The organism is Achromobacter sp. AONIH1 (assembly GCF_002902905.1).
Taxonomy (GTDB): domain Bacteria; phylum Pseudomonadota; class Gammaproteobacteria; order Burkholderiales; family Burkholderiaceae_B; genus Achromobacter.
This window is the reverse complement of the sequence record NZ_CP026124.1, coordinates 5,155,480-5,173,484: the sequence shown is the minus strand read 5'-3', so window position 1 is coordinate 5,173,484 and position 18,005 is coordinate 5,155,480. Positions and strand designations below refer to the sequence as shown.

Annotated in this window: 12 protein-coding genes; 8 read left to right on the top strand and 4 right to left on the bottom strand. The window is 69.1% G+C overall.

The window, feature by feature from the left end:
- Window positions 1-73 precede the first annotated feature (73 nt).
- Complete coding sequence (locus C2U31_RS23670; protein ID WP_103275031.1) at window positions 74-2,311, top strand: TonB-dependent receptor domain-containing protein; 2,238 nt, start codon at window positions 74-76, stop codon at window positions 2,309-2,311.
- A 70-nt stretch (window positions 2,312-2,381) separates the two neighbouring features.
- On the opposite strand, the gene C2U31_RS23665 is transcribed toward C2U31_RS23670, so the two are convergent.
- Entirely contained in the window at window positions 2,382-3,767 is a 1,386-nt protein-coding gene (locus C2U31_RS23665; RefSeq protein ID WP_103275030.1) for an ATP-binding protein, read from the bottom strand.
- A 2-nt stretch (window positions 3,768-3,769) separates the two neighbouring features.
- Window positions 3,770-4,477 (bottom strand): response regulator transcription factor, encoded by a 708-nt coding sequence (locus tag C2U31_RS23660; protein WP_103275029.1) that lies wholly within the window; start codon window positions 4,475-4,477, stop codon window positions 3,770-3,772.
- 213 nt (window positions 4,478-4,690) lie between these two features.
- Here C2U31_RS23660 and C2U31_RS23655 point away from each other — a divergent pair, with 213 nt between their 5' ends.
- Genes C2U31_RS23655 through C2U31_RS23635 form a run of 5 tightly spaced genes read left to right on the top strand, consistent with a single transcriptional unit; the run spans window position 4,691 to window position 10,455 of the window.
- Complete coding sequence (locus C2U31_RS23655) at window positions 4,691-6,721, top strand: ligand-gated channel protein (protein WP_103275028.1); 2,031 nt, start codon at window positions 4,691-4,693, stop codon at window positions 6,719-6,721.
- Between the two features lie 14 nt (window positions 6,722-6,735).
- Window positions 6,736-7,680: a siderophore ABC transporter substrate-binding protein gene (locus C2U31_RS23650; protein WP_199770880.1), complete on the top strand. Its 945-nt coding sequence runs from the start codon at window positions 6,736-6,738 to the stop codon at window positions 7,678-7,680.
- Window positions 7,681-7,710: 30 nt separating this feature from the next.
- Window positions 7,711-8,697 (top strand): ABC transporter permease, encoded by a 987-nt coding sequence (locus C2U31_RS23645; protein WP_103275027.1) that lies wholly within the window; start codon window positions 7,711-7,713, stop codon window positions 8,695-8,697.
- Window positions 8,690-9,700: an iron chelate uptake ABC transporter family permease subunit gene (locus tag C2U31_RS23640; RefSeq protein WP_199770879.1), complete on the top strand. Its 1,011-nt coding sequence runs from the start codon at window positions 8,690-8,692 to the stop codon at window positions 9,698-9,700. The genes C2U31_RS23645 and C2U31_RS23640 overlap by 8 nt, the downstream gene beginning before the upstream one ends.
- The gene (locus C2U31_RS23635) at window positions 9,697-10,455 is read left to right on the top strand and encodes an ABC transporter ATP-binding protein (RefSeq protein WP_103275026.1); all 759 of its coding nucleotides are present in this window, start codon (window positions 9,697-9,699) and stop codon (window positions 10,453-10,455) included. The genes C2U31_RS23640 and C2U31_RS23635 overlap by 4 nt, the downstream gene beginning before the upstream one ends.
- 73 nt (window positions 10,456-10,528) lie before the next feature.
- On the opposite strand, the gene C2U31_RS23630 is transcribed toward C2U31_RS23635, so the two are convergent.
- The gene (locus tag C2U31_RS23630; RefSeq protein WP_103275025.1) at window positions 10,529-12,631 is read right to left on the bottom strand and encodes a 5'-nucleotidase C-terminal domain-containing protein; all 2,103 of its coding nucleotides are present in this window, start codon (window positions 12,629-12,631) and stop codon (window positions 10,529-10,531) included.
- Between the two features lie 135 nt (window positions 12,632-12,766).
- Window positions 12,767-13,645, bottom strand: a complete 879-nt coding sequence (gene thiM / locus C2U31_RS23625; protein WP_103275024.1) for a hydroxyethylthiazole kinase — start codon at window positions 13,643-13,645, stop codon at window positions 12,767-12,769.
- A 270-nt stretch (window positions 13,646-13,915) separates the two neighbouring features.
- Here thiM and C2U31_RS23620 point away from each other — a divergent pair, with 270 nt between their 5' ends.
- On the top strand, window positions 13,916-15,061 hold the full coding sequence (locus C2U31_RS23620; protein WP_103275023.1) for an alpha-hydroxy acid oxidase: 1,146 nt from the start codon (window positions 13,916-13,918) through the stop codon (window positions 15,059-15,061).
- 276 nt (window positions 15,062-15,337) lie between these two features.
- Complete coding sequence (locus C2U31_RS23615; protein ID WP_233772477.1) at window positions 15,338-17,695, top strand: DNA internalization-related competence protein ComEC/Rec2; 2,358 nt, start codon at window positions 15,338-15,340, stop codon at window positions 17,693-17,695.
- Window positions 17,696-18,005 lie beyond the last annotated feature (310 nt).

The window sequence follows — 18,005 nt, the reverse complement described above, 5'->3', positions numbered from 1 at the left end:
GCGTTCTCTATATGAACCCAAGCCCAGCGCCTTGCGCGCCGTTCCTTCGGGAACGGTTCTTCTGGTTACTCCCATGTCCACGCACATCCGTTCCAGCGGCTCCAGGCGAGCCCGTTCCATCCCCGTCCTTGCGCTGCGCCAGATTCCCCTGGCGCTGGCCCTCGCCGCATCGGGCGCCGTCCACGCCCAGGGCGCGCAGGATGGCGTGACCCACCAGCTCGATTCCGTCGTGGTCACGGCGTCGGGCTTCGAGCAGCAGATCAAGGAAGCGCCCGCGTCCATCTCGGTCATCACGCGCGAGGAACTCGAAACCAAGCCCTTTCACAACCTGGCCGACGCGGTGGCCGATGTCGAGGGCGTGACGGTCGAGCGCGGCGGCAAGGCCGGCGGCATGAACATCAGCATCCGCGGTCTGCCCAGCGACTACACGCTGGTGCTGGTCGACGGCAAGCGGCTGAACCAGAACAGCTCCGGCGCGCGTCCCAACGGCTTTGGCGACGTCGACACCAACTTCATCCCGCCGATGGCGGCGATCGAGCGCATCGAGGTGGTGCGTGGCCCGATGTCCACGCTCTACGGCTCGGATGCCATGGGCGGCGTCATCAACATCATCACCCGCAAGGTCAGCCAGGAATGGATGGGCCAGATCACGCTGGATGGCACCGCCCAGGGCGATAACCGCTATGGCAACAACTACGGCTCCGCCTTCTACCTGAGCGGCCCCATCGCCACCGACAAGCTGGGCCTGACCGTGCGCGGCGGCCTGTACCGGCGCCTGAGCGCCAACGGCAGCTATCCGGTCAATCAGGCGGAATACAACAGCGGCAACTACACCGGCGACATCGCCGGCTTTAGCGGGCTGGGCGACAGCCTGCAGCGCAACCTGGGCCTGCGCCTGGCGCTCACGCCCAACCGCAACCACGACATCCTGTTCGACATCGACAGCAACTGGCAGGTTTTCGACAACGCCAATGGCGAGCTGGGCACGCTCAACAGCAGCGTGGCCAGGAACCGGCAGGGTGGCGGCTACGAGCCCGAGATGCGCTTCAACCGCCAGCGCTACGCGCTGACGCATCTGGGCCGCTACGGCGGCTCGGTCAGCTCCGACACCAGCCTGGTGTACGACACCACCGAGACCATCGGCCGGACCAATCCCATGAACGCGCCGCGTCAGCCGACCGACGGCGCCAAGCGCGACCTGGAATACGACAACTGGGTCTTCGACACCAAGTGGACCATGCCGTTGTTCAACGAGCGCCACAGCCTCACCATGGGCGGCCAGTGGCGCGAGCAGAAGTTCAAGGACACCCTGGTCTCGGCGCCGCTGAATCTGAGCCAGTACCAGTGGGCGCTGTTCGCCGAGAACGAGTGGCGCATCGTGGACGACCTGGCGCTGACCCTGGGCGCGCGCTACGACCGCAACGAGCAGTTCGGCGGCAAGTGGAGCCCGCGCGGCTACCTGGTCTGGAACGCCACGCCGGCGTGGACTTTCAAGGGCGGCGTGAGCAAGGGCTACAAGACGCCGGACATCAACCTGATGACCGACGGCATCATCGGCCTGGGCGCGCAGGGCACCCGGCCGCTGCTGGGCAATTCGCAACTGCGTCCCGAAACCAGCACTTCGTCGGAGCTGGGCGTGGTCTACGACGACGGCGCAGGCCTGACCGGCAACCTGACGGCGTTCCACACCCGCTTCAAGGACAAGCTCGACAACCAGAACGTGGCCAATTGCCGCGCCAGCGGCGGCCCCGTTCCGGGTTGCCTGGACCTGGGCGTGTGGGAGCGCAACGGCGTGCCGGTGGACAATTTCTCGCAGCGCGTGAATGTGGATTCGGCGACCATCAAGGGTTTCGAGCTGGGCGGCCGCGTGCCGCTGTTCGAGGGCTGGTCGTTCAACGCCAACTACACGCTGACCGCCAGCGAGGTCACGTCCGGCGCCAAGCAGGGCCAGCCGCTGGGATCGCAGCCGCGCCATGCCTTGAACCTGGGCCTGAAGTGGCAGGTCAACGACAAGTTCAGCACCTGGGTGCGCGGCGAATACCGCGCCAAGCAGTTCAACGACATGAACTGGGAAAAGGAACATGTGTTCTACAGCCCGTACTGGCTGGCCAGCCTTGGCGGCTCGTACGCGGTCAGCAAGAACGTGACCCTGTCGGCCTCGGTCTACAACCTGTTCGACAAGAACTTCGAGAACTACGGGCCGACCAAGACCGGCGCCAGCGCGCCGACCGCCGCCACCAACTGGTCCAACTCGTACCGTCAGGTGCTGGAAGGCCGGCGCCTGTGGGTGTCGGCGAACATCACGTTCTGATCGGAACGCGGGCGGGGCCCGGCGCTCGCCGGGCCGCCGGCCGGACCCGAGGTCTCGCCGGCGGGACGTTTCAAGTCGCGGCCAGCGGCAGCTCGATGCGCACGCTCAATCCCTGAGGCAGCACATTGCTGGCCGAGATGCGGCCCTTGTGGGCGGCCACCGCCGCCCGCGCGATGCTCAGGCCCAGGCCGGCGCCGCTGCCCGCCATGGCCGCGCCCGAGGCGCTGCGGTAGAAGGGCTCGAACAGATAGCCCAGTTCCTGCTCCGGCACGCCCGGGCCGCGATCCTCGATTTCCAATTGCACGTCGCGCAGGCCCGCCAGCAGGCGCAGGCGGATGCTGCTGCCCGTCGGCGCGAAGCGCAGCGCATTGCGCAGCACGTTCTCGATCGCGCTGGCCAGGCTCTCGAGGTCGCCCTGGATGCGCAGGGGGGCGGGCCGTTCCCAGGCGATGCCGACGTTGCGGTCGCCCGCTTCAAAGCGCGCGTCCTCGACCACGGCGTCCACGACTTCGGCCAGGTCGAGCATGTCGGCCGGCTCGGGCAGGGCGCCCATCTTCGCCAGCGCCAGCGTATTGCCCACCAGCGCGTCGAGCCGTTCGCCTTCGCGTTCGATGCGGTCCAGCTGCAGGTCCAGCCGTTCGTCCTTGCGCCGCGCCAATTCCACGGCCAGCTGCAGCCGCGCCAGCGGCGAGCGCAGCTCGTGGGCGATGGTGCGTAGCAGCTGTTCGCGCGTGCCGACCAGCGCCTGCAGGCGGCTGGCCATGGCGTCGAAGTCCTGCGCCAGCAGGCCCAGCTCATCCTTGCGCCGCGTCAGCCGGGCCGGCGTGCGCGCGTCCAGTTGGCCGGCCGACAGGGCCTGCGTTGCCAGCCGCAGGGCGTCCAGCGGCGCGGTGACGTTGCGCGTCAGGGCCCAGCACAGCGGCGCCGTGACGGCCAGGGCGAACAGCACGATGACGAGCGCGACGGGCGCCAGGCCCAGCAATTCCCAGTGTGAGGAATCGAAGGGCAGGAACAGCATCAGCAGTTCGCGACCGTCGGGCAGCGTCAGCAGCTGCGGATCCCACCAGGACACGCGCACGCTGGGCGACGGCGCGGACGCGGCGGGGAATGGGTCGGGCGGCGCGGCGCGATAGTCCTTGAGCCAGTCGCGCAGGCGCGCGGGCAGGGCGCGGCCCAGGATGTCGTGGTCGGAGGCGTCCACCAGATAGATGTTCAGCGCGCTGTAGCGCGCATCCATGGCCGCGACCCAGCGTTCCAGCCCGTCCGCGCCGTCCTCGCGCGCGATCTGGGCGGCGTCGTGCGCCAGGCTGCCCGGATTCAGGCCATCGAGCGAGTTCACGCGATACCAGGCGACCGCCGCCGTGAACAGCATGCCGCAGACCAGGATCAGCGCCATCGCGCTCCAGAAGGTCAGGAAGGCTCGCCAGAACAGCGAGCGCACGGGCAGCAATGGCATGGTCACGCGGCGGCGAGCACGTAGCCCAGCCCGCGCAGATTGCGGATGGCGGGCGCGCCGCCGCTGTCCAGTCGCAGCTTGCGACGCAGGCTGCTGATGTGTGTGTCGATGCTGCGATCATAGCGGTCGGGCACGCGGCCCAGCGCATACATGCCGATCTGGTCGCGCGCGACCACCTGCCCGGCCGTGCGCATCAGGATTTCCAGGATGCGCTGCTCGGCGCCGGTCAGCACCACCTCGTCGGCGCCCAGGCGGGCCCGGCCGGAAGCCGGGTCCAGGCTCAGTGCGCCGACCGCCAGACCGGACGGGGCGGCCTCGGGGATTTCGTCGAAGCGGCGCAGCACGGCGGTGATGCGCGCCTTCAGCTCGCGCGGGCTGAAGGGTTTGGTCAGGTAGTCGTCGGCGCCGAATTCCAGGCCCAGCACGCGGTCCGTCTCGCCGCCGTGCGCGGTGAACATGATGACGGGCCGGCGCGAGCGCTGCCGGTACTGCTTGAGCAGGTCCAGCCCGTTGCCGTCTGGCAGCATCAGGTCCAGCAGCAGCAGGTCGAAATCCTGCTGGCTGGCCAGGTGCAGGCCTTGTTCGCAAGTGTGGGCCAGTGCGAGCTGGAAATGGGCGGGTTCTAGGTATTCGCGCAGCATCTGCGCGAGTTCGGCGTCGTCGTCGATCAGCAGGATGCGACGCGCTGTCGGGGTAAGGAATGTAGCCATGGGCGTTGTGCTTCTCGCACCCGGCAGTGTGGCGCATGGCCCCATGCCGCAGCGTCAAGAAGTGCAAAGAACATAAAAGTTGCAGAAAGCGGGTTGCCGCCATCGGATCCCTCCCATTTTAATATGAGAATAGTTTTCATTATGAATCGTAAGAAGCAGGGGCAGCCGGCGCGCGTGGCGCGGCGGTCCACCTGGGACGGGAGCATCAGGAATATGAGCAGCACACACGTCGCGGCGTCGCGTCGCGCCATTGGCACGCCTACGCATTTGCGCACCCGCCTGGCGGTCGCGCTATGCGCGGCCGGAGCGGGCGTTTCGGCCTCCGCCTGGGCTGACGGCGAGGACCGCGCCAGGGTCATGGATACGGTGGTGGTCACCGCCAGCGGCTTCGAGCAGCAGATCCAGGACGCGCCGGCCTCGATCAGCGTGATCACGCGCCAGGACCTGGAAAAGAAGTTCTACCGCGACGTGACCGACGCGCTGGTGGAAGTGCCCGGCGTGGTGGTCACCGGCGGCGCCGATCGCCAGGACATCAGCCTGCGCGGCATGGGCGCCAAGTACACGCTGATCCTGATCGACGGCAAGCGCCAGAACTCCCGCGAGACCCGCACCAACTCCGATTCCTCGGGCGTGGAGGGCGGCTGGACGCCGCCGCTGTCGGCCATCGAGCGCATCGAGGTGGTGCGCGGCCCGATGTCCTCGCTGTACGGCTCGGACGCGATGGGCGGCGTGATCAACATCATCACGCGCAAGGTGCCCAGCGAATGGGGCGGCGAGATCCGCATGGACTCGACCATCCAGGAAAGCAGCAAGTCGGGCGACATCTACCAGGGCAATTTCTACCTGGCCGGGCCGATCAAGAACGACCTGCTGGGCCTGCAGATATATGGCCGCGCCACGCAGCGCGATGAAGACAACATCTACGACGGCTTCCGCAAGCGCAACACCAACAGCGTGACGGCCAAGCTGGCGCTCACGCCCAACCGCGACCACGACATCGTGCTGGAGGCCACCACGGCCCGCCAGAAGATCCAGAACACGCTGGGCAAGACCGTCGCGCCGCTGGCGCCGGGCGAGCGCTGCCCGCGCACGGGCTGCCCGGCCTCGTCCGAGACCGACTACCGCAGCAACAAGTGGGCGCTGTCGCATACCGGCCGCTGGGGCTGGGGCGTGTCGGACAGTTATGTGCAGCAGGAAGAGTTCGACAACCGCTCGCGGCAGATGAAGATCAAGAACCTGGACCTGCAGACCAGCTGGACCCTGCCGCTGGGTTCGCACACGCTCACGCTGGGCGGCAGCTACCTGAACCAGCGCCTGAAGGACCAGACCGGCAATCAGCTGGCCAATGGCCCCAACAAGGTCGAGCGCTACCAGTGGGCGCTGTTTGCCGAGGACGAGTGGCGTCTGACCGAGCGCTTCGCCGTCACCGGCGGGCTACGCATGGACAAGGACGAGAACTTCGGCACCCACTTCAGCCCCCGGCTGTACGGCGTGTGGCACATGGCCGAGCGCTGGACCCTGAAGGGCGGCGTGTCCACCGGCTTCCGTTCGCCCGACCTGCGCCAGACGGTGGCGGGCTGGGGCCAGGTCAGCCGTGGCGGCAATATGTACGGCAACCCCAATCTGACGCCCGAGAAATCGGTGACCGAGGAACTGGGCATCCTGTACGACGACGGCGCGGGCTTCAATGCCGGCCTGACCATCTTCAACAACGACTTCAAGGACAAGATCACGCGCGTGGCGTGCTCGGCGTCGCAATGCACCGACGGGCCGAACCAGTTCGGGGCCAATCCCACGACCTATATGAACGTGGACAAGGCCTATTCCCGTGGCGTGGAAGCGAGCATGAAGCTGCCGCTGGCGGACGATTGGTCCATGACCAGCAGCTACACGTTCACCAAGTCCGAGCAGAAGACCGGCCAGTACCAGGGGCAGCCGCTGAACCAGCTGCCCAGGCACCTGTTCACCACGACCGTGAATTGGCAGGCGTCGGACGCGCTGCAGGCCTGGACCCGCATCAACTTCCGCGGCAAGGAAAGCCAGCCCATCACCGGCCCGTCCGCGTCGTCGGTGGTGGCGCCGTCCTACACCTTCGTGGACCTGGGCGGGTCCTACGCGGTCAACAAGCGTGTGTCGGTCTACGCCGGCATCTACAACCTGTTCGACAAGCAGGTCGGCTATGACGACTACGGCTATGTCGAGGACGGCCGCCGTTACTGGCTGGGCGTAGGCGTGAAGTTCTGAACCAGGAGCCATCGATGCACACCAAGCAAACATCTACCCGCCGCCTGCTGGCGCGCGCCGCCGCCGGACTGGCCCTGGGCCTGGGCATGGCGGCCGCCGCCAGCGCCGCGTCCATCCCCGTCAAGCATGCGCGCGGCGAGACCGCAGTGCCGGCCAATCCGACCAAGACAGTCGTGCTGGACCTGGCCGTGCTGGACACGCTGCACACGCTGGGCGTGGACGTCACCGGCGTGCCCGCCGCCGCCAAGCTGCCGCCGCAGCTGGAACAGTACGCGGACAAGCGCTATCTGAAGGTCGGCAGCATGTTCGAGCCGAACTATGAAGTGATCCACGCCGCCGCGCCGCAAGTGATCTTCGTGGCCGGCCGTTCCGCGCCCAAATACGACGAGCTGTCCAGGCTGGCGCCCACCGTGGACCTGACGGTCGACGCCAAGGACCTGGTGGGTAGCGTGATCCGCAACGCCGAGCTGCTGGCCGCGATCTACGGCAAGCAGGCGCAGGCCAGGGAAAAGATCGACGCCCTGCGCGCCTCGATCGCCGCGCTGCACGGCAAGGCCGGCGCCGCAGGCACCGGCCTGATCGTGCTGACCACGGGCGGCAAGATGAGCGCCTATGGCCCGGGCTCGCGCTTCGGCGTGATCCACGACGCCTTTGGCGTGAAGCCGGCCGCGGCCGGGCTGAGCGTGTCCAACCACGGCCAGGCGATCTCGTATGAGTTCATCGCCCAGACCGATCCCGACTGGCTGTTCGTGATCGACCGCGACGCCGCCATCGGCCGCGAAGGCAGCCCGGCCCGCAGCATGCTGGACAACGCGCTGATCCGCCCGACCAAGGCCTGGAAGAACGGCCGCGTGGTCTACCTGAACAACTACAACTGGTACCTGCTGGGCAGCGCCGGTCTGGATGCCATGCAGCAGAGCGTGGACGAGGTCGCCCGCGCGCTGGCCGGGGCGAAGTAGGGGCATGGCCGGGAGCAGGGCGCTTTGCGGATGCAGGTGAAACCCGCCGGCGGCTGGGCCGGACTGGCGGTCTTGCTGGGCCTGCTGCTGGTCCTGTGCGCGGCCAGCGTCAGCCTGGGCGCCGGGCAGCTGTCGTTCGACGCGCTGCGCGGCGGCCCCGAGGCCGAGCGCGCCTGGCGCCTGTTGCTGGTCAGCCGGGTGCCGCGCACGCTGGCGCTGCTGCTGGCCGGAATGTCGCTGGCGGTGGCCGGGCTCATCATGCAGATGCTGGTGCGCAACCGCTATGTGGAACCGAGCACGGCCGGCACCGTGGAATCTGCCACGCTGGGCATCCTGGTGGTGACGCTGGTGGCGCCGGACACGCCCGTCATCGGCAAGATGCTGACGGCCACCGCCTTCGCCCTGGCCGGCACGCTGCTGTTCCTGGCGCTGCTGCGGCGCGTGCCGCTGCGCACGCCCTTCATCGTGCCGCTGATCGGGCTGATCCTGGGCGGCGTGATCCACGCGGCCACCACCTTCGTCGCGGTCCGCTATGACCTGCTGCAATCGCTGCACGCCTGGACCACCGGCGATTTCTCGGGCGTGCTGCGCGGCCGCTACGAGCTGCTGTGGATCGGCCTGGGGCTGACCCTGGCCGCCTATCTGGCGGCGGACCGATACACCGTGGCCGGCATGGGCCGGGAGTTCGCCGCCAACCTGGGCCTGAACCATGCGCGCCTGATGCTGGCGGGCCTGCTCATCGTGTCGGCGATTTCCGCCGTCGTGGTGGTGACGGCCGGCAGCATCCCGTTCCTGGGTCTGATCGTGCCCAACGCCGTCAGCCTGCTGCTGGGCGACAACATGCGCCGCGCCATCCCTTGGGTGGCGATCCTGGGCGGCGTGTTCGTGTTGGCCTGCGATATCGTCGGTCGGCTGCTGATCCATCCGTATGAGATTCCCCTGGGCACGGTCGTCGGCGTGGTCGGCAGCGTGCTGTTCCTGTGGCTGCTGCACGGACGGAGGAATCGTCATGCCTGAGGCCCGCTCGGCTATCGCCGCGCCGCGTCCGTCGCAGGCGGCCGCGCAGCGCGCCTCGCCCCAGGCGCGGCGGCTGTGGCTGCTGGCGGCCGCCGCCGTCGCCTGCATCGCGGCCTTCATGACGCTGGGCGCGCAGGGCGGCTGGTCCTTCATCCTGCCATTCCGTGGCGGCAAGCTGCTGGCCATGCTGGCCGTGGCCTATGCGGTGGCGGTGTCCTCGGTGCTGTTCCAGACCATCACGCACAACCGCATCCTGACGCCCGCCATCATGGGCTTCGACGCGCTCTACCTGTTGATCCAGGCGCTGGTGGTGTATGTCTTCGGACAGGCGGCCGTGGCCACGGGCCATCCGGTGGCGGCATTCCTGCTGGAAGTCGGCGTCATGACGGCCTTCGCCTGCCTGCTGTTCCGCTGGCTGTTCGCGGACGCCGTGCGCAGCCTGCACCTGATGATGCTGGTGGGCATCATCTTCGGACTGCTGTTCCGCAGCCTGTCCAGCTTCGTGATCCGGCTGATCGATCCGAACGAATTCCTGGTGCTGCAGGACCGCATGTTCGCCAACTTCAATTCGGTGCGCCTTGAGCTGCTGCCGGTGGCGCTGGCCGTCATGGGCGCGGTGTCGCTGATGCTGTGGCGCATGCGCAGCCGCTACGACGTGCTGGCGCTGGGCCGCGACATCGCCGTGAACCTGGGCGTGGACTACCGTCGCACGCTGCTGGCGACGCTGGCGGCCATCGCCGCGCTGGTGTCCGTGTCGACCGCGCTGGTGGGGCCGGTCACGTTCTTCGGGCTGCTGGTCAGCAACCTGGCCTATCAGCTGATGGGATCGGACCGGCATCGGCATGCCCTGCCGGCCGCGATGCTGCTGGCGGTAGTGTTCCTGGTGGGCGGACAGACGCTGCTGGAACGCGTGTTGCAGCTGAACACCACGGTGAGCGTGGTGATTGAATTCCTGGGCGGGATCGTGTTCCTGACCCTGATATTGCGCAGGGGGCGCCGGTGATCGATATCCAGAACGTCAGCAAGCGCTACGGCGACAGCGTGGTGGTCGACGGCGTGACGCTGGCGCTGCCGGCCGGCGGCGTCACCGCCATCATCGGCCCGAATGGGGCCGGCAAGTCCACGCTGCTGTCCATGATCAGCCGCCTGCTGCCGCTGTCCGAGGGGCGCGTCCTGGTGGAAGGCCTGGACGTGGCCCGCGCCGACAGCCGCGAGCTGGCGCGCCGCCTGGCCATCCTGCGGCAGGACAATCATCTGCCGCTGCGCTTGACGGTCAGGGACTTGGTTGCCTTTGGCCGCTATCCGCACAGCGGCGGCCGGCTCACGCTGCAGGACAAGGAACACGTCGACCGCGCCATCGACTACCTGGAGCTGGAGCCCCTGGCCAACCGCTACCTGGACGAGATGTCCGGCGGCCAGCGCCAGCGCGCCTTCGTGGCGATGGTGCTGTGCCAGGACACGCGCTACGTGCTGCTGGACGAGCCGCTGAACAGCCTGGACATGAAGCATGCCGTCGCCATGATGGGCACGCTGCGCCGGGCGGCGGACGAGCTGGGCAAGACCGTGGTGCTGGTGCTGCACGACATCAACTTCGCGTCCTGCTACGCCGACCGCATCGTGGCCTTGAAGCAGGGCCGCGTCGCATGCCAGGGCGCGCCGGCCGAGCTGGTGCGCGCCGAGGTGCTGAGCGCACTGTACGCGCTGCCGATCGCGGTGCACGAGATCGACGGGCGGCGCATCTGCGTCTACTACCGTTGAAGGCCGCCGGCTCCCAGGAAATGGGAGCCGGCGGTTCCGACCGTGGCGGCGGATGTCCGCCGCCGGTCCGCGCTTATTGCGTCAGGTCGATCCTGTAGCGCGACAGCTGCGTCACCGGGTCCGGCGTGGCGTCATGCACGGACACATTGCCCACGCCATGCGCCGTGGCCATCGCCAGTGTGCCCGGCACCGATGCGAACACCACCGGTCCGGCCTGGCCAGCCAGTTTGACGAAGCGCCAGCTGCGGTCCAGGCCATAGGTGGCCAGGTCCAGCGAGGGATGGCGCTTGATGTAGCTGATCAGCACGTCGCGGCTGGCGTCCGGCGCCTGCAGCACGATGTCGCCCTTGCCGCCGGCCAGGCCCGGGAAGTCGCCGCCGCCGCTGGCGCGGTAGTTGTTGGTGACGACCAGGAACTGGGTGGCGGGATTGAGCGGGGCGCCCTTGTAGGTCAGGTTGACGATGCGCGAGCCCACCGGCTGGGTGACGTCTATCTCGTAGCGCAACGCATTGCCCTCGGCATACAGCACGTCGAAGTTGAAGGTCGGGAAGGTCGTGTCGACCAGATCCTGCGGCGCGACTTGGGCGGGGTCGATGCGCCGGAACTGCTCGGCCGTCTTTTCCAGCCACTGGCGCACGATGTCGCCGCTGACGCGCACCACCTGCAGCGTGTTGGGATACAGGTACAGGTCGGCCGCGTTGTTGATCGCGATGTTGCCCTGCTTGACGAAGGTGAAGTCGCCGGGACCATTGCGCCCGCCCTTGAATGGCGCCGCCGCCGACAGGATGGGCAGGGCGGCATAGGACGGGTTGTTGCGGGCGATGTAGTCCTTCAGGTAGTCGATCTGCGCCATGTTGACGATCTGCAGCGCAGACACGTCGCCGGCCATGGCGTAGTAGGTCGACATGTCGAACTGCGCCGCGCCGATCGGCGTCTTGACGTAGGCTATGGTGGCGGCGTGCTCGACCTGCACCAGCTGCTGCGTCGCCGCGTCGGGCGCGACGTAGGTGGCGGGCGTGTTGCCGCTCTGCGCGGTCAGGCGCGTGGAGATCCGCTGCACCTGGGTGGCGTCCTTCTGCACGCTCCAGCCCTTGTCATAGGCGAGCCTGAGCTTGATCTGGCCCAGGTTGTTGCCCCACTGGCCGGCCTGCACCGCCGGCACGCCGTTGATCAGGCCCTTGGCCAGGTCGATGCCGGGCTGGCCGGCGAACTGCGACTTGGGGTTGGTGTCCGGGAACAGCAGATGTTGGTGGCCGGTGATCAGCGCGTCGATGCCCGGCACCTGGGTAAGATAAGCCGCGCCGTTCTCCATGGACGCGCTGTAGGGCGTCTTCAGGTCGATGCCGCCATGCGCCAGCGCCACGATCAGGTCGGCGCCGGCCGCCTTCATTTCCGGCACATAGCGCGCGGCCGTTTCCTTCCAGCCCGTCACCTCGACGTGGCCTTCCAGGTTGGCCTTGTCCCATTGCAGGATTGGCGGCGGCGCGAAGCCGATCACGCCCACCTTCAGCGTCACGTCGACCGCCTTGCCGCCGGCATCGGTGGCCTTGAAAGTCTTGTTCAACACCACCCAGGGCTTGAAGATGGGTTGCTTGCTCTGGGCCGACACCACGTTGGCCGACACGAAGGGAAAGCCTGGCGCCGCGCAATCCTTGGCGCCGGCGGGATTGGTCTGCGGCGTGCCCTTGGCGATGCCCTTCAGGCCGAAGTCCACGTTGGTGATCTGCGACAGATAGGGCAGGCCGTAGTTGAACTCGTGGTTGCCCATCGTGGCCGCGTCATAGGCCAGCAGCTTCATCTGCTTGTAGATGGCGATCATGTCCGTGCACTGCACCGGCTTGACCAGCGCCTGGTAGTCGGACAGCGCCGTGCCCTGGATGGTGTCGCCGTTGTCGAACAGCAGCGTGTTCGGATTCTGCTTGCGGGCTTCGGCGATCAGCGTGGCCGTGCGGTCCACGCCGTAGCTCTTGTCCTCGGCCAGCTTGTAGTAGTCGTAGCCCAGCACGTTGGCGTGCAGGTCGGTCGTCCCCAGGATGGCGACATCTAGCGTGGCGCCCTTGAGCGCGTTGGACGGCGGCGCGTCGTCATCGTCGTCGCTGCCGCCGCAGGCGGACAGGCTGGCTAGCAGGGCGGCGCTGGCCGACAGGGCGAAGATCTTGCGCAGGGCGGGCTTCATCGTCATTCCTCCGGATATGAAGGAGACGAATTCTGGGGACGCCGTGTGACCCATCCATGACACGGAAGACCCGGTTGCAACCGCGACCTGCGGTCTTGCGGTCGTCATCAGGCGGTCATGGGTGCTGAGGCAGGCTCACGGGCGCAGCGGCGATTCCGCGACCAGGTCGTCCGGACGCAAGGCGGCCAGCGCGTCCAGGAAGCGCCACGCGAACGAGCCCGGCCCGTCGGCCAGCGCTCCGGCGCGGCGGCCGGCGATGGCGAAGCAGGACAGGGCGGCGACCGCCGCCGCATAGGCCGCGTGCCGGGAACCGGCTGCGCGGGGCGCCTGCCGTGATCCCGCGCTGTCGGCGGCCTGCCCGGCCACGGCGGCGAAGGCGCCCGTCAGCGCGGTCAGCGCGCAGCCCGTCGCCGTGACGCGCGGCATCAGCGCGTCGCCGCCGGCGATGCGCACGGCGCGGTGTCCGTCGGTGACATAGTCCACTTCGCCGGTGACGGCCACCACGGTCTCCTGCGCCAGCGCCAGCTCGCGCGCCGATTGCTCGGCCTGCGCCACCGGATCGCCCGCATCCACGCCGCGTCCGGCGCTGGCGCCGCCGGCCAGCGCGATGATCTCGGACGCGTTGCCGCGGATGATGGCCGGTTTCAGCGCCAGCAGCCGGCGCACCGCGTCGCGACGGAAGGCGGTGGCATGGTGGGCGACCGGGTCCAGCACCCAGGGCACCGAGGCCTGCGACGCCGCCTGCGCGGTCAGCAGCATGCTGTGCAGCCAGGGCTGGGACAGCGTGCCGATGTTGATCACCACCGCGCCGCTGATGCGCGAGAACTCGGGCGCTTCCTCGGCCGCGTGCACCATCGCCGGCGAGGCGCCGGCAGCCAGCAGCACGTTGGCCGCGTAGTTCATGGAGACGAAGTTGGTCAGGCACTGCACCAGCGGCGCGTCACGGCGCAGCGCGGCGTGGAGGTCGCGGGAGGTGTGGGCGAGGGAGTCGAGATCGTTGCGTGCGTCAGCCATGCCGGCGGATCCTGGTTTGCGCGGCTGGCCGGGGGCGCCGGGCCGCGGATGCGAGGCCGCGCGCGGAGCGGGCGCGACAGCGAAGGCGAGGGCGGCGGCGCGGCGGAACTGGGAGGGTATGTTCCGAGCGGGGGCTGCGCTTGTCAAGTTGGCGGGCGCGCAGCCGTGTCCGGGCCGTCCGGTGAGCGCAGCCCCTACACTATGTGTCCGCCCGGCATGGCTGCACGCCGGTTTCGCCTTCGTCGTCCACGCCCGTCCCAAGGTCTCGCGATGCGCCTGAACCAGTGCCACAACTTTCACGACTTCCGCGCCATGGCGCGCCGGCGCCTGCCCGGGCCGATCTTCAACTACATCGACGGCGCGGCCGACGATGAAACCACCTACGCGCGCAACACCGCCGCCTTCGAGGACTGCGACCTGGTGCCTAACGTGCTGCGCGGCGTGGCCGACGTGGACCTGTCCGTGACCGTGATGGGCCAGAAGCTGGCGCTGCCGGTCTATTGTTCGCCCACGGCCCTGCAGCGCCTGTTCCATCACGACGGCGAGCGCGCCGTGGCCGCCGCCGCCGGCCGGCACGGCACCCTGTTCGGCGTTTCGTCGTTGGGCACCGTCAGCCTGGAGGAAGCGCGCCGGATCAGTGGCGGCCCCCAGGTCTACCAGTTCTATTTCCACAAGGACCGGGGCCTGAACCGCGACATGATGGCGCGCGCCAAGGAGGCCGGCGTGCAGGTGATGATGCTGACGGTGGACAGCATCACCGGCGGCAACCGCGAGCGCGACAAGCGCACCGGCTTCGCCATCCCGTTCCGGCTCAACCTGGCCGGCATCGCCCAGTTCATGGCCAAGCCCGGCTGGGCGCTGAACTACTTCACGCACGAGCGCTTCCGTCTGCCTCAGCTGGACGGCCACGTGGACATGGGCGGCGGCGTCATGTCCATCAGCCGCTATTTCACCGAGATGCTGGATCCGTCCATGACCTGGGACGACGTGGCCGAGATGGTCGCGCACTGGGGCGGCCAGTTCTGCCTGAAGGGCGTGATGTCGGTGGAGGACGCGCGTCGGGCCGCCGACATCGGCTGCACCGGCATCGTGCTGTCGAACCACGGAGGCCGCCAGCTCGATGGCTCGCGCAGCGCTTTCGACCAGCTGGCCGAGATCGTCGACGCGGTGGGCGACCGCATCGACGTGATGATGGACGGCGGCGTGCAGCGCGGCACCCACGTGCTGAAGGCGCTGTCGCTGGGCGCGAAGGCCGTGGGGCTGGGTCGCTACTACCTGTTTCCGCTGGCGGCCGCCGGCCAGCCGGGAGTGGAGCGCGCGCTGGATCTGATGCGGGTGGAGATCGAGCGGGCGTTGCGGTTGATGGGGTGCAAGTCGGTGGGGGAATTGGGGCGGGGGAATCTGCGGTTCCGGTAGGGCGGGGACGGGCGTGCGGCGCGTGAGATTCGGCCGCGCCGCCGCGCCCGTGTACGTGTTCGCGCTGCGGTCGCCACGCAGTGACGAAGCCATTCATTTCCTTCCTTGGCCGTTTGCGCGCGGCCTACGCTGATCCCCTTCGACACCGGCCCGCGGCACGGTCCCGTGGCCTGCATCCCGTGTCGGCAAGGGGCGTCTATCACTGGCCGATTCTTCTGCTTCGCTTTTGTCGCCGGGGCGACGCTGACGCAGACCCTGGCGGAGCTGCCGGGGCCGGTGGCGCGCGCCGCGCTGCTGGCCGCGATCCTGTTGGCGGTGTTGGCGCTGCGACGGCCGCGGCGCGCCGCCTGGAAGCTGACCGCCGCGCTCGCACTGGGCCTGTCCGCCGGCCTGCTCAACGCCAGCTGGCAGGCCCAGACACGCCTCGACGACGGCCTGTCCGACGCGCACCACGATCAGGTGACGCGCCTGATGCTGCAAGTGACTGGACTGCCGGACGGCGACGCCCGTCGCTGGCGCTTCGTCGCGGATACGCTGGAACCCGCGCCGCCCGGCATCCCCTCCCGCCTGCTGGTCACATGGCATGCGTCACCGGACGGACCGGACCTGCCGGCGCTGGCGCCGGGGCAGGTCTGGCGCATGGCGCTGGTGCTGCGCCGCCCGGCGGGACTGCGCAACGCGGGCCTGCCGGATGCGGAAGGCCGGATGTTTGCGCTGGGCCTGCGGGCCACCGGCACGGTGCGCGGCCAGCCCAAATTTGTAGCCGACCGTCCCTGGGCCGGGCCCGGCGTGGTGATCGAACGCGCGCGTCACCGCATCCGCGCGGGCATGCGCCGGGCGTTGGACGGGCATCGCTACGCGCCGGTCCTGATCGCCTTGGCGATCGGCGACCAGGCCGGGGTCGCACGCGAGGATTGGCGGCTGTTCAACCGCAGCGGGATCACGCATCTGGTGTCCATCAGCGGCATGCACGTCACCTCGATCGCCGGCGTGGCGGGCATGCTGGCCGCGTTGCTGTGGCGGCGCGCGCGTTGGCGCGGCATCGGATTGGCCGAGCGCGCGCCGTCGCGCATCGTGGGCGGCATGGCGGCCGCCTGGGTCGCGTTGCTGTATTGCCTGCTCGCGGGCTGGGGCGTGCCGGCCCGGCGCACCTTCTTCATGCTGGCGACGGTGCTGGCGGCGGCCATGTCGCGCCTGCCCTTGACGGGCGGGCGGGTGCTGGCCGTCGCCGCCGCCTTGGTGACGGCGCTGGACCCCTGGGCGCCGATGGCACCGGGCTTCTGGCTGTCGTTCGGCGCGGTCGCCATCCTGCTGCGCATCGTCGCGGCGCCGATGGATCCGTCGGCCGGCCTGGGCCGCCGCGTGGCGGCGAGGCTGGGGCAGGCCAGCCACCTGCAACTGCTGGTGACGCTGGGGCTGACGCCCCCGCTGGCTTTCTGGGTGGGCCAGGTGTCGGTGGGCTCGCCGCTGGCGAACGCGGTGGCGATACCGGCGGTGAGTTTCCTGGTCACGCCCCTGTCCCTGCTGTGCGCGTTGTTCGCGGCGATTCCGGGCGCGGAACGCCTGGCTGCCGGGGTGGGGCAGGTGGGGCTGGCGGTATTCGACCAGACCATGATGCCCGTCGCCTGGGTGGGCGAGGCCGCCTGGGCCAGCTTCGACGTGGCGGCCGCGCCCTGGCCCTGGCTGCTGCTGGCGCTGGCGGGCATGGCCTGGGCCTTGCAGGCGCGAGGCTGGCCGGGGCGCCATTGGGGGTGGCTCTGGATGCTGCCGTTGCTGTGCTGGCGTCCCGAGCGGCCCGAGCCGGGATACTGGCGGCTGACGGCGCTGGACGTGGGGCAGGGCGGCGCGGTGCTGCTGGAAACCGCCACGCGCGCGCTGCTGTTCGATGCCGGGCCGCGCCATCGGGGCGGATCCGATGTCGGCGAGTGGGTGGTGGCGCCCTATCTGCGCGCGCGCGGCATCCGCATGCTGGATGATCTGGTGCTTTCGCACGTGCACATGGACCATGTCGGCGGAACGCGGGCGGTGCTGAACGCGGTGGCGGTGGCGCGCAGCCATGCGTCCTTTGACCTGGATGCCTTTCTGGCGCGGGACGCGCGCGAGGCACGGATTTCGGAGGGGCGGGCGGATGCCGGCGCTTATGTGCCGCCTGTCGCACGGTTGCGCTGCGCGCGAGGGCAGGCCTGGGAAGCCGATGGCCTGCGTTTCGCGTTCCTGCATCCGCTGGCGGCCGAGAAGGATCCGGCGGATCCCAACGCCGATAGCTGCGTGCTGCGGGTGCAGGGCGCGCGGCATTCCTTGCTGCTGACCGGCGATATCGGCGTGGCCCAGGAACGCGCGCTCGCGCCCGCGCTGCCGCCGACGGACGTGGTGATGGCGCCGCACCATGGCTCGGCCACCTCGTCGAGCCTTGAACTGATCGCCGCCACGCGCGCGGGGCACGTCATCGCCCAGGCCGGCATGCTGAACCGCTTCCGCCATCCGGCGCCGGCGGTGGAGCACCGCTGGACGGCGGCCGGCGTGCGCTTCTGGCGCAGCGACCGGGATGGCGCGGTGGTGGCGGAATCCCTGCCTGCCGAATTGCGGGTGCGTGGAGAGAGACAGCGCAACGGGCGCTACTGGCAGGGCCGCTGAAGCCGGCGCGACTTGCCGGGCGATGAGCGGGGCGACGTGCTGGGCGACGTGTGGGGCGAGGGCGAGGCGAGCGCGGGGAAGCGGCGCAGCAAGGCCAGAGCGAGGCCACGCGCTCAACTGGCCGTCAGTATTTCTTCAACCGGCACTTGCGCCAAACTCGCAGGTTTCATATGTTTATGCTTCAAGCACTATTCGGATAATGTAAGCACGAACCGGATAGCTGGCCCCGCCCAAGGCGGGTTTTCCTGTGGCGCGTCGCGCCGGCCTGCGTAGTAGGATCTGTGCAAGTCCCGCGCTACCGCAGGGTTGC

Bases quoted from the DNA above. Each gene is read 5' to 3' on its own strand.
- C2U31_RS23670 (WP_103275031.1), top strand. From the start codon at position 74: ATGTCCACGCACATCCGTTCCAGCGGCTCCAGGCGAGCCCGTTCCATC.
- C2U31_RS23665 (WP_103275030.1), bottom strand. From the start codon at position 3,767: ATGCCATTGCTGCCCGTGCGCTCGCTGTTCTGGCGAGCCTTCCTGACC.
- C2U31_RS23660 (WP_103275029.1), bottom strand. From the start codon at position 4,477: ATGGCTACATTCCTTACCCCGACAGCGCGTCGCATCCTGCTGATCGAC.
- C2U31_RS23655 (WP_103275028.1), top strand. From the start codon at position 4,691: ATGAGCAGCACACACGTCGCGGCGTCGCGTCGCGCCATTGGCACGCCT.
- C2U31_RS23650 (WP_199770880.1), top strand. From the start codon at position 6,736: ATGCACACCAAGCAAACATCTACCCGCCGCCTGCTGGCGCGCGCCGCC.
- C2U31_RS23645 (WP_103275027.1), top strand. From the start codon at position 7,711: ATGCAGGTGAAACCCGCCGGCGGCTGGGCCGGACTGGCGGTCTTGCTG.
- C2U31_RS23640 (WP_199770879.1), top strand. From the start codon at position 8,690: ATGCCTGAGGCCCGCTCGGCTATCGCCGCGCCGCGTCCGTCGCAGGCG.
- C2U31_RS23630 (WP_103275025.1), bottom strand. From the start codon at position 12,631: ATGAAGCCCGCCCTGCGCAAGATCTTCGCCCTGTCGGCCAGCGCCGCC.
- thiM (WP_103275024.1), bottom strand. From the start codon at position 13,645: ATGGCTGACGCACGCAACGATCTCGACTCCCTCGCCCACACCTCCCGC.
- C2U31_RS23620 (WP_103275023.1), top strand. From the start codon at position 13,916: ATGCGCCTGAACCAGTGCCACAACTTTCACGACTTCCGCGCCATGGCG.